This window comes from Microbacterium sp. BH-3-3-3 (genome assembly GCF_007679045.1).
In the GTDB taxonomy this organism is placed as follows: Bacteria; Actinomycetota; Actinomycetes; order Actinomycetales; family Microbacteriaceae; genus Microbacterium; species Microbacterium algihabitans.
Genome location: NZ_VEFS01000001.1, coordinates 1399497 through 1417734, shown reverse-complemented (window position 1 = coordinate 1417734; position 18238 = coordinate 1399497). Strand labels below are relative to the sequence as shown.

Annotated in this window: 16 protein-coding genes; 6 read left to right on the top strand and 10 right to left on the bottom strand. The window is 67.0% G+C overall.

Going from position 1 to position 18238, the window contains the following annotated elements; all coding sequences use genetic code 11:
• Nucleotides 1-179: 179 nt before the first annotated feature.
• Nucleotides 180-1493: an O-acetylhomoserine aminocarboxypropyltransferase/cysteine synthase family protein gene (locus FS769_RS06645; RefSeq protein WP_144831057.1), complete on the bottom strand. Its 1314-nt coding sequence runs from the start codon at nucleotides 1491-1493 to the stop codon at nucleotides 180-182.
• Nucleotides 1486-2427, bottom strand: coding sequence for a RimK family alpha-L-glutamate ligase (locus tag FS769_RS06640; protein ID WP_144831054.1), 942 nt, complete (start codon nucleotides 2425-2427; stop codon nucleotides 1486-1488). Before FS769_RS06640 ends, FS769_RS06645 begins: the two co-directional genes overlap by 8 nt.
• Before the next feature lie 108 nt (nucleotides 2428-2535).
• Here FS769_RS06640 and FS769_RS06635 point away from each other — a divergent pair, with 108 nt between their 5' ends.
• The gene (locus tag FS769_RS06635; RefSeq protein ID WP_144831052.1) at nucleotides 2536-3366 is read left to right on the top strand and encodes a bifunctional 2-polyprenyl-6-hydroxyphenol methylase/3-demethylubiquinol 3-O-methyltransferase UbiG; all 831 of its coding nucleotides are present in this window, start codon (nucleotides 2536-2538) and stop codon (nucleotides 3364-3366) included.
• Here the strand turns inward: FS769_RS06635 and FS769_RS06630 are convergent.
• From FS769_RS06630 to FS769_RS06620, 3 genes are read right to left on the bottom strand one after another with little or no spacing between them, the layout of a single operon-like run.
• Entirely contained in the window at nucleotides 3344-3874 is a 531-nt protein-coding gene (locus FS769_RS06630) for a hypothetical protein (RefSeq protein ID WP_144831049.1), read from the bottom strand. The two genes, FS769_RS06635 and FS769_RS06630, sit on opposite strands and share 23 nt — an antisense overlap.
• 14 nt (nucleotides 3875-3888) lie before the next feature.
• Complete coding sequence (locus FS769_RS06625) at nucleotides 3889-5589, bottom strand: alpha/beta hydrolase (RefSeq protein ID WP_144831046.1); 1701 nt, start codon at nucleotides 5587-5589, stop codon at nucleotides 3889-3891.
• Between the two features lie 47 nt (nucleotides 5590-5636).
• A complete protein-coding gene (locus FS769_RS06620) occupies nucleotides 5637-5927 on the bottom strand; it encodes a hypothetical protein (RefSeq protein WP_144831043.1) in 291 nt (96 codons plus the stop codon).
• A gap of 181 nt (nucleotides 5928-6108) precedes the next feature.
• On the opposite strand from FS769_RS06620, the gene FS769_RS06615 reads away from it, so the two are divergent.
• From FS769_RS06615 to FS769_RS06600, 4 genes are read left to right on the top strand one after another with little or no spacing between them, the layout of a single operon-like run.
• Nucleotides 6109-7044, top strand: coding sequence for an ABC transporter ATP-binding protein (locus tag FS769_RS06615; protein WP_144831040.1), 936 nt, complete (start codon nucleotides 6109-6111; stop codon nucleotides 7042-7044).
• On the top strand, nucleotides 7041-7838 hold the full coding sequence (locus tag FS769_RS06610) for an ABC transporter permease (protein ID WP_144831037.1): 798 nt from the start codon (nucleotides 7041-7043) through the stop codon (nucleotides 7836-7838). Before FS769_RS06615 ends, FS769_RS06610 begins: the two co-directional genes overlap by 4 nt.
• Nucleotides 7839-7857: 19 nt before the next feature.
• Nucleotides 7858-8967: a sensor histidine kinase gene (locus FS769_RS06605; RefSeq protein WP_144831034.1), complete on the top strand. Its 1110-nt coding sequence runs from the start codon at nucleotides 7858-7860 to the stop codon at nucleotides 8965-8967.
• Nucleotides 8964-9569: a response regulator transcription factor gene (locus tag FS769_RS06600; RefSeq protein ID WP_144831031.1), complete on the top strand. Its 606-nt coding sequence runs from the start codon at nucleotides 8964-8966 to the stop codon at nucleotides 9567-9569. The genes FS769_RS06605 and FS769_RS06600 overlap by 4 nt, the downstream gene beginning before the upstream one ends.
• Nucleotides 9570-9610: 41 nt before the next feature.
• Here FS769_RS06600 and FS769_RS06595 read toward each other — a convergent pair whose 3' ends face one another.
• From FS769_RS06595 to FS769_RS06575, 5 genes are all read right to left on the bottom strand, one after another.
• Nucleotides 9611-12412, bottom strand: a complete 2802-nt coding sequence (locus FS769_RS06595) for an SIR2 family protein (protein WP_186325440.1) — start codon at nucleotides 12410-12412, stop codon at nucleotides 9611-9613.
• 228 nt (nucleotides 12413-12640) lie between these two features.
• Complete coding sequence (locus FS769_RS06590) at nucleotides 12641-13033, bottom strand: DUF779 domain-containing protein (protein WP_144831026.1); 393 nt, start codon at nucleotides 13031-13033, stop codon at nucleotides 12641-12643.
• 111 nt (nucleotides 13034-13144) lie between these two features.
• Entirely contained in the window at nucleotides 13145-14695 is a 1551-nt protein-coding gene (locus tag FS769_RS06585) for an aldehyde dehydrogenase family protein (RefSeq protein WP_144831023.1), read from the bottom strand.
• Between the two features lie 362 nt (nucleotides 14696-15057).
• Complete coding sequence (locus FS769_RS06580) at nucleotides 15058-15582, bottom strand: hypothetical protein (protein ID WP_144831020.1); 525 nt, start codon at nucleotides 15580-15582, stop codon at nucleotides 15058-15060.
• 62 nt (nucleotides 15583-15644) lie between these two features.
• A complete protein-coding gene (locus FS769_RS06575) occupies nucleotides 15645-16931 on the bottom strand; it encodes a GAF domain-containing protein (RefSeq protein WP_144831017.1) in 1287 nt (428 codons plus the stop codon).
• Between the two features lie 163 nt (nucleotides 16932-17094).
• Here FS769_RS06575 and FS769_RS06570 point away from each other — a divergent pair, with 163 nt between their 5' ends.
• The gene (locus tag FS769_RS06570; RefSeq protein WP_144831015.1) at nucleotides 17095-18129 is read left to right on the top strand and encodes an NAD(P)-dependent alcohol dehydrogenase; all 1035 of its coding nucleotides are present in this window, start codon (nucleotides 17095-17097) and stop codon (nucleotides 18127-18129) included.
• Nucleotides 18130-18238 lie beyond the last annotated feature (109 nt).

The window sequence follows — 18238 nt, the reverse complement described above, 5'->3', positions numbered from 1 at the left end:
GCTCTCCGGTGCTGAGTGTCCAAAACACCCGGACGGAAGCGAAAACCGTCCGGCTGTTTTGGACACCGAGGTGGGTTCGAAGGCTCCGGATGCCAGGAACCCGGGCCTGCACCGACGGCGGGTCCCGTGGGCGCCGGAGCGTGGGACCAAAGCGCCGGGAAACCGCCGGGACGGGAGCGCTAGGACGCGGCGCGGAGGGCCTGATCGAGGTCGGCGATGAGGTCTTCGGCGTCTTCGAGGCCGATCGACAGCCGGATGAGGCCGTCGCCGATGCCGAGGCGGTCGCGTGTGTCTTGCGTGAAGCCGAGGTGGGTCGTCGTCGCGGGGTGCAGGGCCATCGACCGCGTGTCGCCGATGTTGGTCATGCGGCTGAACAGACGCAGAGCGTCGAAGAAACGCTCCGCGGCGGGGCGACCTCCGCGCACGGTGAACGAGAAGACGGAGCCCGACAGCCCGTCGTAGTCGCGGACGGCGAGCGCGTGCTGCGGGTGCGACGGCAGACCCGCGTAGTCGACGCTCTCGACCGCGGCGTGCTGCTCGAGCCACTCGGCGATCGTGCGCGCCGTAGCGAGGTGCTGGCGCATGCGCACCGACAGCGTCTCCATGCCTTGCAGCAGCAGGAATCCGTTGAGCGGTGACAGGGCGGGGCCGGTGTCGTTCGCGATGCCGAACCGCAGCGACAGCTCGAACGCGCGCGGGCCGAACGCCTCGACGAACGAGGAGTGTCCCGAGATCGGCGTGTCGGTGATCGCGGGATAGGAGCGATCGGATGCCATCCAGTCGAACGTCCCGCCGTCGACCACCGCACCCGCGAGGTTCGCGCCGTGTCCCGAGAGGAACTTCGTCGCCGAGTGCACGACGATGTCGGCTCCGTGCTCGATCGGTCGGATCAAGAACGGCGTCGCGATGGTGTTGTCGACGACGAGCGGGATGCCGTGCCGTCGCGCCACGCGAGCGACGACGTCGATGTCGACGACGTCGTTCTTGGGGTTCGGGAGCGTCTCGGTGAAGATCGCCTTCGTCTCGGGGCGGATGAGGGCGTCCCACTCCGCCTCGTCCGCCGGATCCCAGACGTACTCGACGGTGACGCCCATGCGGGCGAAGGTGCGGTCGAACAGCACCCGCGTGCCGCTGTAGATGCTGGCGGTCGAGACGATGTGCTCACCGCTGGCGGCGAGTCCGAGAAGCGCGATCGTGATCGCCGCCTGACCCGATCCGACGACGATCGCTCCCGATCCACCCTCGAGGGAGGCCAACCGAGCCTCGGCAACCTGATTGGTGGGGTTCGCGTTGCGGGAGTACAGGTGACCCAGATCTGCGCCGGCGAACCGATCGGTCGCCTCTTGGAACGAATCGAATCGGTACGCGGCAGACAGGTGCACCGGGGTGATGCGCGAGCCGTGGGTGAGGTCTTCGATCTCGCCCGCATGGACCTGGCGCGTGGCGAAGCCGAAGCCCTGCCAGTCGAAGTGCGGGGGAGCGGGCTCAGCCACGCAGACCCACCGCTTCTTGGGGGAGCAGCGTGCCGAGCCAGCGGGCGATCTCGCGGGGTCCGGAGCGCGGTGCGGTGGCTTCGACGTCGGGGTTGTAGTTGGTGTTCGTGTTGACGTCGTACGTGACGGTGCGCCCGTCGCGGGTCTCGATGAACTCGATACCCGCGATGCCGACCCCCTCGGCCGCGAGGAACGCGAGGTACCGGTCGATGAGCGCCGAATCGACGTCGTCACGCAGGCGGAACAGGGGTTCGGGCTCGACCCCGTCCGCCCCCGGAACGGCGCAGGCTTCGGCGGGGCAGAGCTCGAAGCTGCCGGCACTGGTGTCGACCCGCACGGCGTACACGAAGTCGCCGGCGACGAACTCGGACCGCGTGATGAAGGGCGTCTTGGCGACGAGCAACTCCTGCAACAGCGTGATGCCATCGGGGGAGGGCTCGAAGTCGGGACTCTTCACCCAGGCGGCGAACTCGTCGACGGTGTCCCAGCGCCGTACCCCGAGGCCCTTGCCGCCTTGGTTGTGCTTGCTGATGAAGGGGGCGCCGAACTCCTCGGCCTTCGCCGCGAGGTCGTCGACGCCGAACACGGCGACCGTGCGCGGAACCTCAATGCCCGCGTGCCGCAGAGCCGCGTGCTGCGCGACCTTGCTGACCTCGAGTTCGAGCACGTCGGCCCCGTTGATCACCGTGCGACCCCACGACGCGAGCCAGCGCAGCACGGCGCGGCCAAATTCTTTGCTGTAGGCGTGGTCGCGGGTGTGGGCTGAGGCGCTCAGCCGCGACCAGAAGATGCCCTCGGGCGGCTCGACGGCCAGGTCGATCGAGCCGTCGGTCAGCATCCACTCCTGGAACGGCACGCCCTCGGCTTCGAACGCCGCCGCGAACGGCGGGATCCATTGGGGGTTCTCGTGGATGACATAGACCTTGCCCGACATGCCGCCAGGCTAACCCGCACCTCCGACATCGGTCCCACCGCGCGTCACCTGACGACACCGGGGCCGCCGGCATCCGCCCCCTAGGCTCGGATGCCGGAAAGGGATGCCATGACCTCGGACTACATCGATGCCAACCGCGCCAACTGGGACGAGCGCGCGACTCTGCACGCCGCGCGAGACGGTTCGGGGTACGGCGTACAGCGCTATGTGGAGGATTCCGCGGCGTTGTCGGACGTCGTGCGGTTCGATCTGCCGCTGCTGGGCGACATTGCGGGCAAGCGGGCGGTGCACCTGCAGTGCCACATCGGCACCGACACCCTTTCGCTCGCCCGGCTGGGCGCGCGGGTGACGGGACTCGACTTCTCGGAGAACGCCGTCGCAGAGGCGCGACGCCTCGCCGACGAAGCCGGGGTGCAGGTCGATTTCGTCAGATCGGATGTTCGGCGCGCGGCGGAGGTGCTCCCGCGCGGCGAGTTCGACCTCGTCTACACAGGAATCGGCGCGCTGTGCTGGCTCCCGTCGATCACGGAATGGGCCGGGGTGGTCACCGAGCTGCTCGCGCCCGGCGGGACGCTTCACATCCGCGAGGGGCATCCCGTGCTGTGGGCGATGAACGAGGACCTGCCCGGGCTGACCCTCGCGTTCCCGTACTTCGAGCAGACGGCACCCCTGGAGTGGGATGACGACAGCACCTACGTCGCGGTGTCGGCTCCGCTGACGTCGACGAAGACGTACGAGTGGAACCACGGCCTCGGTGAGATCGTCACGGCCCTGCTGGAGCGCGGCCTGCGTCTCGACGCGCTCGTCGAGCACGACAGCGTGCCGTGGGAGGCTCTGCCCGGCCGCATGACGGAGCGCCCGAACGGTGAGTTCGCGCTGACCGAGCAGCCGTCGGTGATGCCGCTGAGCTACACGATCAGGGCGACGAAGGTGGCGTGACGCTCGGTGCGGTCGATGACGGCTGCAGCTTGAAGATATCGCCGGGAACGCATGGACTGACGTAACCGAAATCCGCTATGCCTTCGCCGATCCAGAGGTCAGTGATCGCGCCATCCTCATGCGTTCCGGTAAGAAAGGGCGGGTCGGAGACGATGAAACGTGTTGGCTCCAGATCTGCGTTGACGGTCAGAGTCCCTTCAACGCCAAGGGTCGACCACTTTTCCTGGACATGTGTCGCAAGATCCTCCGGCGAATCATCAAGAGCCGCGTCAAGCTGAGATTCCAACCGAAGCTGCACCTCGGCTACTCCGTCGTTCAGACCGCAAGAGAACCATTGCTTGTTAGACGACCAGCCCTCTGAGCCCACCACTTCCTGCACGGCCGAGTACAGGCGTCCCCCCATGCCCGATACTGCGTCGGGCGTCAGGGGATCCTCGTCCGCATGCTCGTCAAATACGCACCCGCAGAGTGTCACGCAGGCAGCGCACGCGATGGCGGCGAGTGCCACCCATCTGTTCGTGATCAAAATGAACCACCCTCCCACTTCTCGCCGTTCTTGACGATTCTGTCTTCCGGAGTGCCACCCATAACGAGACGTGCATCGTCCCCCATAGTCGCCAGCGCGGCGTTATACATTGCCGTGGTATTGCTCGTGAGATAACTAGCGTCGTGGAATGACTCGGTACCAATTGGACCGTGTTTCCCGACTGCGAGAAGCTCCCGCCCATCAACTTCGGCAGCCTCGGAAGAGAAAACCCGGGCGCCAAACTCTGGCGACGTCGGGTCGACGCGCTGCGAGAGGCTCTGTCCCAGTGGGGCCCACCCGTCTAGCCGTGCTTGCGAAGCAAATACTTGGCCCTCTGGCACATTCAAGTCCGAAGCATTACCCACCTGGCTCGCAATGCCAGCGGAACCAAGCAATACGAGGTGGTCGGCATCCGCGGATTTCAGTGCGAGCGTCGCGACGTCCGTGCCATAGGAGTGTGCAAGAACGGAGAGATTTGTCGCCGCACCAGCACGCAGCGCCTGCAGGTCATACGCGAGTGCCGCCGCACCGACCTCAGCCCTGGCGTCGCCTGCCACCTCTAACGCGTTGCTATCCGGCATCGGGGGGTGATACCCGATCCATGCCACAACCCCGATGCTGGCTGGATCTGCGTGGGCAAGTTGCGCTTGATCAGCCGCGAACGCGCCAGCGAACCTCACGTAGCTTTCGATGTCATTCCCAACCGTCGTCCCCATCCCCGGCACGATCACACTCACGTGACTCGCCCGGTCCAGATCCCCCACCGCCACCTGCGCCAACGGCGGCCGGTCCAACACCAGCGAGGCGAGCGTGTTCCCGGTCGCGGCGCGATCCAGCGCCTCCAGCGCCGCCACCTGCTCCGACTGGTCCCACGGGCTGTTCCGCGCCTCTTCGAGCGCCTGGGCGAGCACGATGCGGTTCGCGCGGTCGCGCGCGGCGTAGGCGACGCCGCCGAGGTTGCCGATGATCCCGGGGGCGCAGGCGATCAGTGCATCCTGCTGCGCCGAGCTCAGGCCGCGCCACCACGGTGCGACATCAGCCGGGTTGCTCTGCGCCAGGCGTTCCAACAGGTCGGGTCGCGCACCGAGCAGCGCGGCGAGCATCTCCGGGTCGAGGGTGCGCATCATCGCGAGCACGCGTCCGGGAGGAAGCGCTGCGACTCCGAGACCCTCACCGACCCTCGCCCATGCCTCCCCGCGGGCGCGCACGGCCTTGATCGCACGCCGCACGGCGGCTGTCGCGACATCGCCCGCCGCTTTCACGTCGGCGCACGCGTCAGCCACCATCGCCTCGGCCCGCGCTCGCGCCTCGCCGGCGGTCGTCGGAGCCGGCCCGCGGTGGCGGGGATCCGACACCAGCACGGGCCACCCCCGCGAGAACGACGAGAACCCGGCGGGCGTCCCCGGCGTCTCAGGCAGCGTCGACGCGAAAGCCCACGCCTCGATCGCCTGCGCGGCCAGCCCCTGCGCCGAACTCAACGCCCGGGCGTACGTCTGCAGCGGGCCGATGACCGCGGAGAGTCCGTCGCCGATCTCGGACCAGCGTCGCGCAACCGATGCCACGCGATTCGCGTACGCCTCGGCCGCCTGCCCGGTCCATCCGTCGATCTCGCGCATGCGCAGCAGTCGGTCCACCAGATCGGACGCGACGCGTTCTCGCTCGGCGGCGAGATGCGCGACCTCGTACGCGGCCTCCACCGATCCCGGAACAAGCCCGGTCGCGTGTGACGAGTGCCCCAGAGCGGTCACAGCAGCGCCTGCAACGCCTTGAGCGTGACGTCAGCGTCATCGTCCACGCGTTCGTACATCGCCGCCACTTCTCGCAGACCGGATGCCACGTCGTCGACGCTCGCGACCGCCTCGGTCCAGCCGCCGGCCAAGGCTCCTGCGAAGTCGTCGACGGCCTCGCAGAGCGCCTCGTGACCGAGGGTGCGGGTCCACGGCATCCGGAACTGAGATTCGGCGGGCCGGATGACGTTGTCGAAGATCAGGGCGGTGCGGCGGAGCTCGTCGGGGATCACGGTGAATGCACGCATGCGGGGAAGGTACTGAGAATCGCGGCGACCCCGAGCGAGTTATCCACAGGGAAAAGCCCGGTCCAGGGCATATTCACCCGTCGATTGGCCAAGTTCACCCGAGAGACCCATGACGAACGTCACCCCTGAATGGTGACGGCCGGCTGATGTGCCCTCCCGGCCCCACGGCCAGCATGAACACATGACCTCCTCCACCCCCACCCCCGCCGCGATCGACGCGCGGGGCGTCGTCAAGAGCTTCGGCTCCGTCCACGCCGTCCGCGGCGTCGACCTCACCGTCCGACCGGGCGAGATCGTGGCCTTCCTCGGCCCGAACGGCGCGGGCAAGACCACCACGATCGACATGATCCTGGGCCTGACGAACCCCGACGCCGGCAGCATCGAGGTGTTCGGCCACACCGCTCGCGGAGCCGTCGCCCGCGGCCTCGTCTCGGCCGTTCTCCAGTCGGGCGGGCTGCTCAAAGACCTGACCGTGCGCGAAACGGTCGAGCTGACGGCGAGCCTCTTCGCCGAGAAACGCCCCGTCGACGAGGCCCTCGAGCGTGCCGGCATCCTGAACCTCGCCCGCCGCAAGGTGGGTCTGTGCTCGGGCGGCGAGCAGCAGCGACTGCGCTTCGCGATGGCGCTCGTGAGCGACCCGGCGCTGCTGATCCTCGACGAACCGACCACCGGTATGGACGTCGAGGCACGCCGCTCGTTCTGGAGCGCCATTCGAGCGGATGCCGCGCGCGGACGCACCGTGATGTTCGCCACCCACTACCTCGACGAGGCCGACGAGTACGCCGACCGCATCGTGCTGATGCGCGGCGGGCAGATCGTGGCCGACGGCAGCACCACCGAGATCAAGAACCTCGTCTCGGGGCGGGTCGTTCAGGTGACGCTCCCGGATGCCGACCTCACGGCCCTCGCGGCTGTCCCGGGCGTCGACTCGGTCGAGGCCGCCGGCGAGCGCATCACCGTGCACACGCGAGATTCCGACGCCCTCGCGCGTCACCTTCTCACCTCCACAACGGCGCGGGATCTCGAGATCACCGCCCAGAACCTCGAGAGCGTGTTCCTGACGCTCACCGCCGAGCCCTCGGCATCCGACCTCGTCCCGACGGGAGCACTCCGATGACCGCCATCGCCCTCGACCGCCCGCTGCCCGCCATGGGCGGGTTCACACTGACCTACCTGCGCATCGAACTGGTGCGCAAGCTACGCAATCCGCGCAGCATCCTGTTCACCGTCGCGTTCCCCGTGCTGATGTTCTTCATCGTCGGGTTCCAGACGCTCGATGTGCCGCTGACGGATACGCCCCTGGCATCCGGGGGAGTGTCGGTGGCCGCGTACATCATGGTCTCGATGGCGATGTACGGAACCATGATGTCGGCGACCCAGACCGGGGCCTCGGTCGCGGTCGAGCGCGCACAGGGCTGGTCGCGACAGCTGCGGCTCACCCCCCTCAACCCGATCTCGAACGTCGTGGTCAAGATGCTCGCGGGCATGATGTTCGGCCTGATCGCGGTCATCGCGACCTACGCCGTCGCCGCCGGAGCCGGCGTACAGCTCGCCCCGGTGCAGTGGATCGTCACGGGCCTGGCGGCCTGGGTGCTCGCGGGCGCCGTCTTCACCACCCTCGGCCTGATGGTCGGCTACATGGTGCCGGGCGAGAACGCGGCGCAGATCACGAGCCTCGCGGTGGTGCTGCTGTCGTTCCTGGGCGGGCTGTTCTTCCCCCTGTCGTCGATGCCCGACTTCCTCCAGGTGATCGGCAAGCTGACGCCGGTCTACGGCATCGGCGAACTCGCCCGCTCGCCCCTCACCGGCGACGGTTTCGACCTCGGCGCCCTCGTCAACGCGGTGGTCTGGCTCGCGGTGTTCATCGCCGGCACCGTCTTCTTCTTCCGTCGCGACACGCGTCGCGGCTGACACGCCTAGGGTGAACGACGTGAGCACGACGACCGGCCCGGAGCGCACCCGCGTTCCGGGCCGCCGTCCGTTCCGCCGTGGCTGGTTCATCGGCGCGTCGATCTCGTTGATCTGGACCTATCCGGTGCTGGTCGAGCTGTGGCAGGGCCCGAGCGTGACGGGTCACCTGGTCGGCACCGCGATCATCATCGTGTTCGCCGCCGTGTTCATGGCGACCGTTCCCTACGCCCGCGTCACCCCGTCGCGCATCCGCAGGCTGCTGCCGACGGTGGTGCTCTTCGCGCTGAGCCTCACGCTGCTGCCCTGGCTCGGCACCGACATCCGCTGGATGTGGACCTTTGTCGGCGTCGCGTTCGCCGTCTCGGCGATGGGCCGGAGGACCACCTGGCTCTTCGTCCCGGCCCTTAGCGCCGTGTCGTTCATCGTCGGCGACGCGATGGGGGCCGACGCGTTCTCGAACGTCGTGAATTCGGCGATCATCCTGTCGATCTCGATCATGATGTTCAGCTTCGTCGAGAACATCTCGACCCTCGAGCGCCTGCGCGCGGCTCAGGAGCAGATCGCCGAACTCGCCGCCGAACGAGAGCGCGGCCGCGTCGCCCGCGATGTGCACGACATCCTCGGACACTCGCTCACGGTGATCACCGTCAAGGCCGAATTGGCAGGACGACTGATGGATGCCGGCTCCCCGGCCGCCCGCGACGAGATCGCCCAGATCGAAGGCCTCTCCCGCGGGGCGCTGGCCGACGTGCGCGCGACCGTGCACGGGTATCGCGGCGTGAGCATCAGCGGCGAGCTGGCCGCGGCCCGCGCGGCGCTCGAGAGCGCCGGCGTCTCCGCCGACCTCCCCGGCTCCACCGACCAGGTGCCCGCCGATCGCCGAGAACTCGCCGGGTGGGTCGTGCGGGAGGCCGTCACCAACGTGGTGCGCCACTCCGGCGCGAGCGCCTGCCGCGTGCGACTCGACAACCGCTCGATCGAGGTCGCCGACGACGGGTGCGGCCCGGCGTCCACGGCATCCACCGGCTCAGGACTCACGGGACTCCGCGAACGCGTCGAGACCTCGGGAGCGCGATTGACCATCGGTCGCAGCGACCTGGGCGGCTTCAAAGTGAAGGTGGCGTGGTGATCCGACTGCTCATCGCCGACGATCAGGCCCTCGTGCGCGGCGCCCTCGCCGCCCTGCTCGGACTCGAGCCCGACATCGAGGTCGTCGCCCAGGTCGGGCGCGGAGACGAGGTGGTCGAGGCAGCGCGCACGTCGGAGGCCACCGTCGCCCTGCTCGACATCGAGATGCCCGGCATCGACGGGATCGCCGCGGCCGCGAAGTTGCGTGCGGAAGTTCCCGGATGCCGTGCCCTCATCGTTACCACCTTCGGACGCCCCGGTTACCTGGCGCGGGCGATGCAGGCCGGCGCCTCGGGCTTCGTCGTCAAGGACACGCCGGCGGCGGAGCTGGCTGATGCCGTGCGGCGGGTCTCCGCCGGGTTCCGCGTGGTCGACCCTGCCCTCGCCGCGGAGTCACTGGCGCAGGGGGACTCGCCGCTGACGGAGCGAGAGACCGACGTGCTGGCCGCTGCGCGCGACGGCGGCTCGATCGCCGACATAGCCCGAACCGTGCACCTGTCGGAGGGCACGGTCAAGAATCATCTCTCGAGCGCGATCGGCAAGACCGGCGGCCGGAATCGGGCGGATGCCGTGCGGGTGGCTGTGGAGCGTGGGTGGCTCTAGCAGGGTGGGACTCGCCACTACCCCATCGTGTGCCACATATCTCAAGTTCGAGAAGAGAAGACCTTCAAATCGCTGTAATCCAACCTCCCGAACAGAGGAAACCTGCCGACGACGGATCGACCGTCTGTTTGAAAGGGTAAACGCAGCTCTTTCACGCTTGAGAAACTAATCTCCGTTACGATTCGAGCGAGCTTATCCAGCTCAACGCCTACGGGCAGTTTGCGAATCTCCGACGCAGCTACCGTCGCCTTCGAAAGCACCGGGCTCACGAAGGCCAAGAAGTCTTTCGTTTCCATGAGCTGCTGTGAGAGGCTCGCGACGAGCTCTGCTCCTTCGGAGTACACGGTGGGATTCCGTTTAACGAGCAACCCATAGCAACGCGCCATGGTCGCGAGTCCGTACTCCATCTTCTTACGGTCTGGCGCGAACCCCGTGCCGTTATGCAGTATCAGTCCTGCGACCCCCAGGGCCCGTAGTGGCTGGTTTTGAGCCAACTCAATTAGTGCGAGTTCGTTGAGAAAGACTCTGGAGTTCGACCGGAAGTCACTCATCTCAGACATTTTCAGCACGACTGCATGAGCGTACCTGTAGGCCAATTCCGGATCAGCCTTTCGAGCGATGCTCAGGTAATTTATACGAGGCTCGAGTAAGTTTTGGGCGCCCCTGATGGCCCCTAGCGCCGCCTTCAGGGCAATATCACTGGACTGAGATGGAATTGACGTCCTCGCGCTTTGTATACTCCGTGCGAGTAAATAGGCGTCCGCATAGTCGAGGTAATCGGCACCGTCGATCTTCATTCGCGCACCAGCTTCGGCGCCCAGTTCGCAGACAGCCCCCAGCCGACCCTGTCCACTCAACCAGGTTACGACCGCCTCGGCGATGAGCGGGTGCCTCGCAAAGACGTGTCGCCCCGCAAAAGTAATGTTTGCCTCTCGACCTAAGGCATCCAGTACTGCAACGTTCACCATCGATTCTTCACCGTTGACGAGCGCTGATATCAGGTTCCGCGTAGCACCTTTCGACCCGGAGTTTTCCGGATCGACGAAGAACTGCATTGCGCAGATTAGCCCGTAGACGTCAGCCAATGACAAGCTCGAGTCGGAACGAACCGGCGTTCGCGTCAATCTGGCCATCAAGTCGCCAACCCGCTCGCGCAGCGAGCTGGCCTCGCGCACCGAAAGAATTGCTCCGAACAAAGTTGATCGTGAGCTGCCTCTAGTGTCTGCGCTCACATCCCGCAACGCTTTCGCGACTTCGTCAACGCCGGCCTCGGCCCGTGACCCAAGGGCAGTAGTCTTGCGCGGCAGTGTCCCAAGGTCTCGCCAGCGCGCAGCCAGATCCTCTGCATCCCGCTCAACCAGACCGTCGAATATGACCGTCGAAACTTTACTGCGAAGAGACGCGGCCATGCTCCACCAGAGGCGATCCTGAGTGGCCATTAATAGCACTGTACGACCTGGGCCACTGTAGGAGCGAAGTAGGTGCAAATCTGCGCCTGCAAGATCCGCCTCGTCAACGCAGAACAGTACGTTTCCGAGCTGCCCGCGCTCCTCTTGAAGCCAATCCGCTGTTAGAGGCGGTGCACTCGACTCTCTCCATAAGACAGTCCAGTCATTCTCTTGTTCCGCCACATGCATAGCAACCTGGCGCGAGGCCATAGATTTGCCCTCGCCCAGCGGTCCGATAGCCGCAACACCGAGAGCTTCGGAGGTGTCCCGCGCCATCGCTTCCGAAACCTCATCGAGAAGCTCCCTCGCTCCGCTAAGGAGCGGCCATCGTCCCGGCAGCGCGTCAGACCAAGACGGCGAAGCACCTGCGCTGAACTCTTCTGGGTCACGAAGCCTGTCGAGGTGAACAGGAAGCGGCGTCCACCCGCGAGGGACGCTGAGCGACGGCGGGGCGACCCTCACACCAACGGGGGAGTCAAATAAGGTAGCGCCATCGATGTCGGAGTAGAGTTGAAATCCAGGGCCTTCCGACAAGCGCCCCAAAATTGGATTGGATAGCGTCTCACGGACATTCGGAGAATGCGCGCACCAAATTATCTCTGCATTGAGCAAGGTTTGCTGGCGTGCGTGGAGTTCCAGGACGCGCATGAAAGCGTCCTCCCAGCCGCCGTATCCGATGACGAGGACGGTCGCACCCGAAAATATGGTGCTCAGAAGACTTTCGAGCTGTATACGAGAGGCTCGGAGCTGTGATAGCGAGTTGACGCTCCAGTCCTCCGCAAAATACCCGTGCATATGGATGACGGGCGTGGTGCTCATATTCGCGATCGTCGACAGATTTGGCGGGTCGTCGAAAGTCACGGGCACAGGGTCGGCGGTGACACCATGCGCTCGGAGCGCCACCTCGATAAGGGGGTCAAAGTTCGTGGTAATTATGGGTCCACGGACATCGGGCGGGATCCGGGAATAGAATTCGGCAAATCCTTGGTGAGCTGCCGTGAGCTTCCAGCGATCATCTCGCGTTATCTGACGCAGCTCAGAGGAAGAGAGCTCGGCTGCGGCCTCCGTATCATCGATTCGCGCACTAAGTACTGCTCTGCGGATAATGCGCGTTAAAGCCTTGTCGCCACGCTGGCGCCCGACAGCCTCCGCCGAGTTTTGATACCTCTCATAGGGTGGGGTGCCTCCGGACCACCTTGAGGCAAGCCCTTGACGCATGTTTTCGTTCAACTCGGCTAGGAACAGATCCGTCATTGCCGCGGTACCCGGCACGGAACCATTGCTCATGCCGGAGCCGAGAACTGGGACGATCTTCCCTGCGCCCCCCGCAGCAATGTAGTTTAATCGCTCTCGAAGATTGTCGAGATCAGTCAACTCTGTGATTGCAACCGCCACGCAGCGCCCCTTTGCGGAAGCCGAGATTGCGGCTTTGAAGAACAGTCTCAGCAGACTACAACAAAACTCTCGATTGGTCGAAGATTCCGACCGTCTCTCGACTGACTTTTGCAACGGGAGGGTAAGTAACTTGGCCACCCGCCGCGATCGCGTCATCGCTGTTCAGTTTGCCGTCTAGGCGCTCAACTGGAGGCCACCGCCTCCCCCTCCGTCAGTAGCGCGCGTCGCTCACGCAGACGCAGCACCCACCCCGAACGCCTCCGCCTCCGCCTCCGTCAGCATCCGGGAACGGATGAGGAAGCGCATGCCCGTCGGCCCCTCGACCGAGAAACCCGCGCCGCGGCCCGGGACGACGTCGATCGTCAGGTGCGTGAACTTCCAGTACTCGAACTGCGACTCCGACATGTAGACCTGAATGGGGTCATCCAGTCCGGCATCGATGTCACCCAGGTGCACGTCGCTGGGCCCGGTGATGAACATGCCCACGGGGTAACACATGGGGGAGCTGCCATCGCAGCAGCCGCCGGACTGGTGGAACATCAGCGGCCCGTGCTTGACCGTCAGCTCGCGCAGCAGCGCGGCGGCGGCATCCGTCACATCGACGCGAGAGAACTCGGCCATGTCCCGTTCCTTTCGAACGATGTCCCACCTTCGGTCGTCTGAGGGGTGCTCAGGCGACCAAAAGTGGGACATGGCGACGCGGCGCCGGGAAAGCCCCGGCGCCGCTGCGACTCAGAAGAAGCCCATCGCCCCGTCGGCGTACGACACGAGCAGGTTCTTCGTCTGCTGGTAGTGGTCGAGCATCTTGAGGTGGTTCTCGCGACCGATGCCCGACTGCTTGTATCCACCGAACGCCGCGTGCGCGGGGTACTGGTGGTACGTGTTCGTCCAGACGCGGCCCGCCTCGATCGCGCGTCCGGCGCGGTAAGCGGTGTCGCCGCTGCGTGCCCAGACGCCCGCGCCCAGCCCGTAGAGCGTGTCGTTCGCGATCGAGATGGCATCGTCGAAGTCGTCGAACGACGTGACCGACAGCACGGGCCCGAAGATCTCCTCCTGGAAGATGCGCATGTCGTTCGTGCCCTCGAACACTGTCGGGGCGACGTAGTAGCCGCCCGAGAGGTCGCCGCCGAGGTCGACGCGCTCACCGCCCGTGAGCAGCTTCGCCCCACCCTGCTTGCCGATGTCGATGTACGACAGGATCTTCTCGAGCTGGTCGTTCGAGGCCTGCGCGCCGATCATCGTCTCGGGGTCGAGCGGATTGCCCTGGCGCACCTTCTTCACGCGCTCGAGGCCATCGCCGAGGAACTGGTCGTAGATCGAGCGCTGGATCAGCGAGCGCGAGGGGCACGTGCAGACCTCGCCCTGGTTCAGCGCGAACATCGTGAAGCCCTCGAGCGTCTTGTCGTAGTAGGCGTCGTCGGTGTGCAGAGCGACGTCTTCGAAGAAGACGTTGGGGCTCTTGCCACCGAGCTCGAGCGTCACGGGGATGAGGTTCTGCGAGGCGTACTGCATGATCAGGCGGCCGGTCGTGGTCTCGCCCGTGAAGGCGATCTTGCGGATCCGCTTGTGCTGCGCGAGCGGCGCACCCGCCTCGATGCCGAAGCCGTTGACGATGTTCACCACGCCCGCGGGGAGCAGGTCGCCGATGATGTCGAACAGGAAGAGCAGCGATGCCGGCGTCTGCTCGGCCGGCTTGATCACGACGCAGTTGCCCGCGGCGAGCGCCGGCGCCAGCTTCCACGCGGCCATGAGGATCGGGAAGTTCCACGGGATGATCTGACCCACCACACCGAGCGGCTCGTTGAAGTGGTACGCCACCGTGTTCTCGTCGAGCTGGCTGAGCGAGCCCTCCTGCGCCCGCAGCACGCCCGCGAAGTAGCGGAAGTGGTCGACCGTGAGCGGAATGTCGGCGGCGAGCGTCTCGCGCACCGGCTTGCCGTTCTCCCACGTCTCGGCGACGGCGATCTTCTCCAGGTTCACTTCGATGCGGTCGGCGATCTTGTTCAGGATGACGCTGCGCTCAGCGGGAGTGGTCTTCTTCCACGACGCGAACGCCTTCCACCCGGCCTCGACCGCGCGGTCGATGTCGTGCGCGTCGCCGCGGGCGACCTCGCAGAACGGCTTGCCGGTGACGGGGGTGATGTTCTCGAAGTACTCACCAGAGTGGGGTTCGACCCATTCGCCGCCGATGTAGTGCCCGTACCGCGAGCGATACTCGGCGACGGCCCCGCGGGTTCCGGGAGCGGCGTAGACGCTCGAGACGCCTTCTTCGACGATGGTCATGCGTGTCTCCTTCGACGGTCATGAGTCGCCGCGTCGGCTTCGGGCGGCGATGCGCCGACGGTACGCCGCAGGAGGTTGCATCGGGTTGCGCGGGCGAGCGTGCGTGCGCTCAGGACGCATTCGTTCGACGAGACCGCACGAGATCGACGCGAAACGGATGCGTCATTGACAAATGAATGCGGCTTTGACGCATACGCGAGGCCCGCGCCTGGAACCCGACGCACACGCAAGGACCGTGCCTGGAATGCAGCGCACGCGGGGGGACCGCGCCAGAAGCCCGACGCCGACGCGGGCGGGACGGCCGGACGGAACGACGGATGCCGCGACCCTCGGGCCACGGCATCCGTTCGAGTGAACGCGGTCTAGGCGTCGGCGTCGGCGAGCACCGAGCGCAGCGGGGGCACGTTGACCTCGTGCAGGTCGACGTCGTCGAGGCGCTCGATGCTCTGCACGCGCGGCGCGATCGCGCGGTCGTCGGCGACGATCCAGCTGCCGACGAGCAGGAAGCGGTCGTTGCCCGCGGTGATCGGCCCCGTGAGGGCAAACGTCTGGTGCGTGGGCGTGAGGAAGGTCACGCGCACGGGCGTGCCGTGGGGGAGGGTCGAAGGATCGACGACGTCGGCCTCGAGCGCGGGCTGAGGCGCCTCGATGCCCAGGTCGATGCGCTGGATCTCGGAGCTCGTCGCGAGGATGACGTCGCCGACGAGCGGCTGCCCGCCCACGCCGATGCGCACGGTGCCCTCGAGCGCGTACAGGCCGTAGCGCGGTGAACGGACGATGACGCGGGCGACATCGCCCGCCTTGACCTCGGCCAGTGCCTCGCGGATGCGCCCCACGTCGCGACGGGCGCGGGCTGCCGAGAAGATGTCGAGCGCTTTTTCGTCCATATGTTCAGAGTAACGAGGGCCTCCGACATCGGGCTCCGAACCCGCGGGGTCGGGTGCGGGCCTCAGTCGCGATCGAGCCTCTCGATGCGGGCGACGAGTCCCGCGCGCTTGGGAGATCGAGCCGGGAGCATCGACAGGCACAGCCGCAGCACCTCGCCGTCGTCCCGCCCGTCGAGGGTGTCGGCGTAGGCGAGCAGCACATCGACCCCCGCCTCGGCGATGAGGGCCTCGCGCAACGCCGAGCGCACCGATTCGCGCACCTCGACCACCCCGGGCGCGTCGGACTCGGGCAGCACCGGGCCCGGATATGCAGCCAGTGCGACCCTGTGCGCCCCGCGGTCCAGCAGTGACAGCACGTGCTGCGCGTCGGTCTCGAGGCCATCAACCAAGCGGTACGGCCGCGATTGCGGCACCAGCTGCGGAGCCGTCGGCACCAGCGCGCGGCGCAGACGCACCATCTCGGGCCGCAGCGTCTCGACGGCCGGGTGCCCGTACACGGCTTCGCTGAGCGCCTCGGCCGAGAGTCCCTCGCGGTGCATCGCCAGCAGCAGCAGGATCTCGGCGTGCCGCGCGCTCAGTTCGAGGGTCGACCCTCCGGCCTCCAGCAGCGCGCGATCCCGTCCGAGGATGCGCAGGAGGGCCCGCGCGGGCGCCGACCGGCGCGGGGGAGGAGCCTGCTGCGCACGCAGTCGTGCGACGAGGATCTCGCTCTCGATCGCCCGGGCCGTGGCATCCACCAGCAATTGCGCTTGAGGGGTCACGGCCTCGACTCCGCCCGTGACGTCGATCACGCCGAGCAGTCGCCGGGTCTCGGGATCGTGCACGGGCGCGGCGGTGCACGACCACGGCTGCACGAGGCGGTTGAAGTGCTCCGCGCCGCGGATCTGCACCGAGCGATCGAGGGTCAGGGCTGTTCCGGGGGCCGAGGTGCCGACGGCGTCTTCCGACCAGTTGGCTCCGGCGACGAAGCCCATGTCGCCCGTCAGCGCGCGGATGTGCCGGTCGCCCTCGACCCACAGCAGGCGTCCGGCGGCGTCTCCGACCGCGACGACCACGCCGGATTCCTCGGCCGTGCCGGGCAGCAGCAGCGAGCGGATCATGTCCATCACCCCGGCCAGCGGATGGCCCTGCCGGTACGCCTCGAGCTCGTCGGTCGTCAGATCGAGCGGGGGCAGTCCCTCGGGACCGACGAGCGAGGCGAGTGAGCGCCGCCACGACTCCTGCACGAGGGGGCGGACGTCGTTCAGCCGGCGGTCCTCGTTGCCGGCGATGAGTTCTTCGTGAGCGCGCGCGATGAGCAATCCCGAGGTCTCGGGGGAAACGGCCGGTCGCGACCATGGAGAGGACACACGACTCCCATCGGCGGTGACGGAGGTGGGTCCAGTGTAGGTCGGGTGGCACGCGGGCGGGAGGGTCAGCCTCGCCGGGGTGCTCCCGCGGAAACGCCGTCAACCCCGGTTGCCGCCAGTGGGCGAGAAGAGCACGGTGGAAGGACCGACAGAAAGGAACGCCATGAAGGCTGTGCAGTACCGCGAGATCGGCAAGGGACCCGAGGTCGTCGAGATCGAGGAGCCCCATGCGGGCCCGGGCCAGGTGCGTCTGAAGGTGACCGCGGCGGGTCTCTGCCACTCCGACTGGTTCGTGATGGACCTCCCCGAAGACCAGTACACCTACGGCCTGCCGCTCACGCTCGGCCACGAGGGCGCGGGCATCGTCGACGAACTCGGCGAGGGCGTCGAGGGCGTGAAGATCGGCGCGGCCTACGCGATCTACGGCCCGTGGGGCTGCGGTCGCTGCCACGCGTGCGCGCAGGGCCCCGAAAACTACTGCCCCTACGCGGCCGAGATGGGCATCACCCCTCCGGGTCTGGGCAGCCCGGGCGCCATGGCCGAGTACGTCATCGTCGACGACCCGCGGCACCTCGCCCCGCTCGGCGCCCTCGATCCGGTCGAGACGGTGTCGCTGACCGATGCCGGACTCACGCCGTACCACGCGATCGTTTCCGCGAAAGAGAAGCTGTACCCCGGTGCGACGGCCGTGGTCATCGGCGTCGGCGGGCTCGGGCACGTCGGCGTGCAGATCCTCCGCGCGATCACCCAGGCCACCGTCATCGCCGTCGACCTCGGCGAGGACAAGCTGGCCCTCGCCCGCGAAGTCGGCGCGCACCACACGGTGAACTCCGACGAGCATGCGGCGGAGCGCATCCGCGAGCTCACGGACGGACTCGGCGCCACGGCGGTGTTCGACTTCGTCGGCGTGCAGCCCACGATCGACCTTGCGCGCGCGGTTGCCGGAATCGACAGCTTCATCCACATCGTCGGAATCGGCGGTGGCATCATGCCTGCCGGCTTCTTCTCCACGCCGATGGGCGCGGCGGTCCGCGCTCCGTACTGGGGCACGCGCAGCGAGCTCATCGAGGTGCTCGATCTCGCCCGGAGCGGCGCGGTCGGCGTCCACGTCGAGCGCTACGGCTTCGACGGTGCCGTCGAGGCGTACGCGAAGCTGCACAAGGGGCAGGTGCGCGGCCGCGCCGTCGTCGTGCCCTGACGCGAACCTCGAGGGGGTGGCATCCGGATCATGGATGCCACCCCCTCGGTGTGTCCGCCGGGCGAGCGGGGCGAGAAGTAGCGGTTTCGCACTACGCACTACTGCGCAC

Bases quoted from the DNA above. Each gene is read 5' to 3' on its own strand.
- FS769_RS06620 (WP_144831043.1), bottom strand. From the start codon at position 5,927: ATGCGTGCATTCACCGTGATCCCCGACGAGCTCCGCCGCACCGCCCTG.
- FS769_RS06635 (WP_144831052.1), top strand. From the start codon at position 2,536: ATGACCTCGGACTACATCGATGCCAACCGCGCCAACTGGGACGAGCGC.
- FS769_RS06580 (WP_144831020.1), bottom strand. From the start codon at position 15,582: ATGGACGAAAAAGCGCTCGACATCTTCTCGGCAGCCCGCGCCCGTCGC.
- FS769_RS06590 (WP_144831026.1), bottom strand. From the start codon at position 13,033: ATGGCCGAGTTCTCTCGCGTCGATGTGACGGATGCCGCCGCCGCGCTG.
- FS769_RS06570 (WP_144831015.1), top strand. From the start codon at position 17,095: ATGAAGGCTGTGCAGTACCGCGAGATCGGCAAGGGACCCGAGGTCGTC.
- FS769_RS06585 (WP_144831023.1), bottom strand. From the start codon at position 14,695: ATGACCATCGTCGAAGAAGGCGTCTCGAGCGTCTACGCCGCTCCCGGA.
- FS769_RS06640 (WP_144831054.1), bottom strand. From the start codon at position 2,427: ATGTCGGGCAAGGTCTATGTCATCCACGAGAACCCCCAATGGATCCCG.
- FS769_RS06615 (WP_144831040.1), top strand. From the start codon at position 6,109: ATGACCTCCTCCACCCCCACCCCCGCCGCGATCGACGCGCGGGGCGTC.
- FS769_RS06610 (WP_144831037.1), top strand. From the start codon at position 7,041: ATGACCGCCATCGCCCTCGACCGCCCGCTGCCCGCCATGGGCGGGTTC.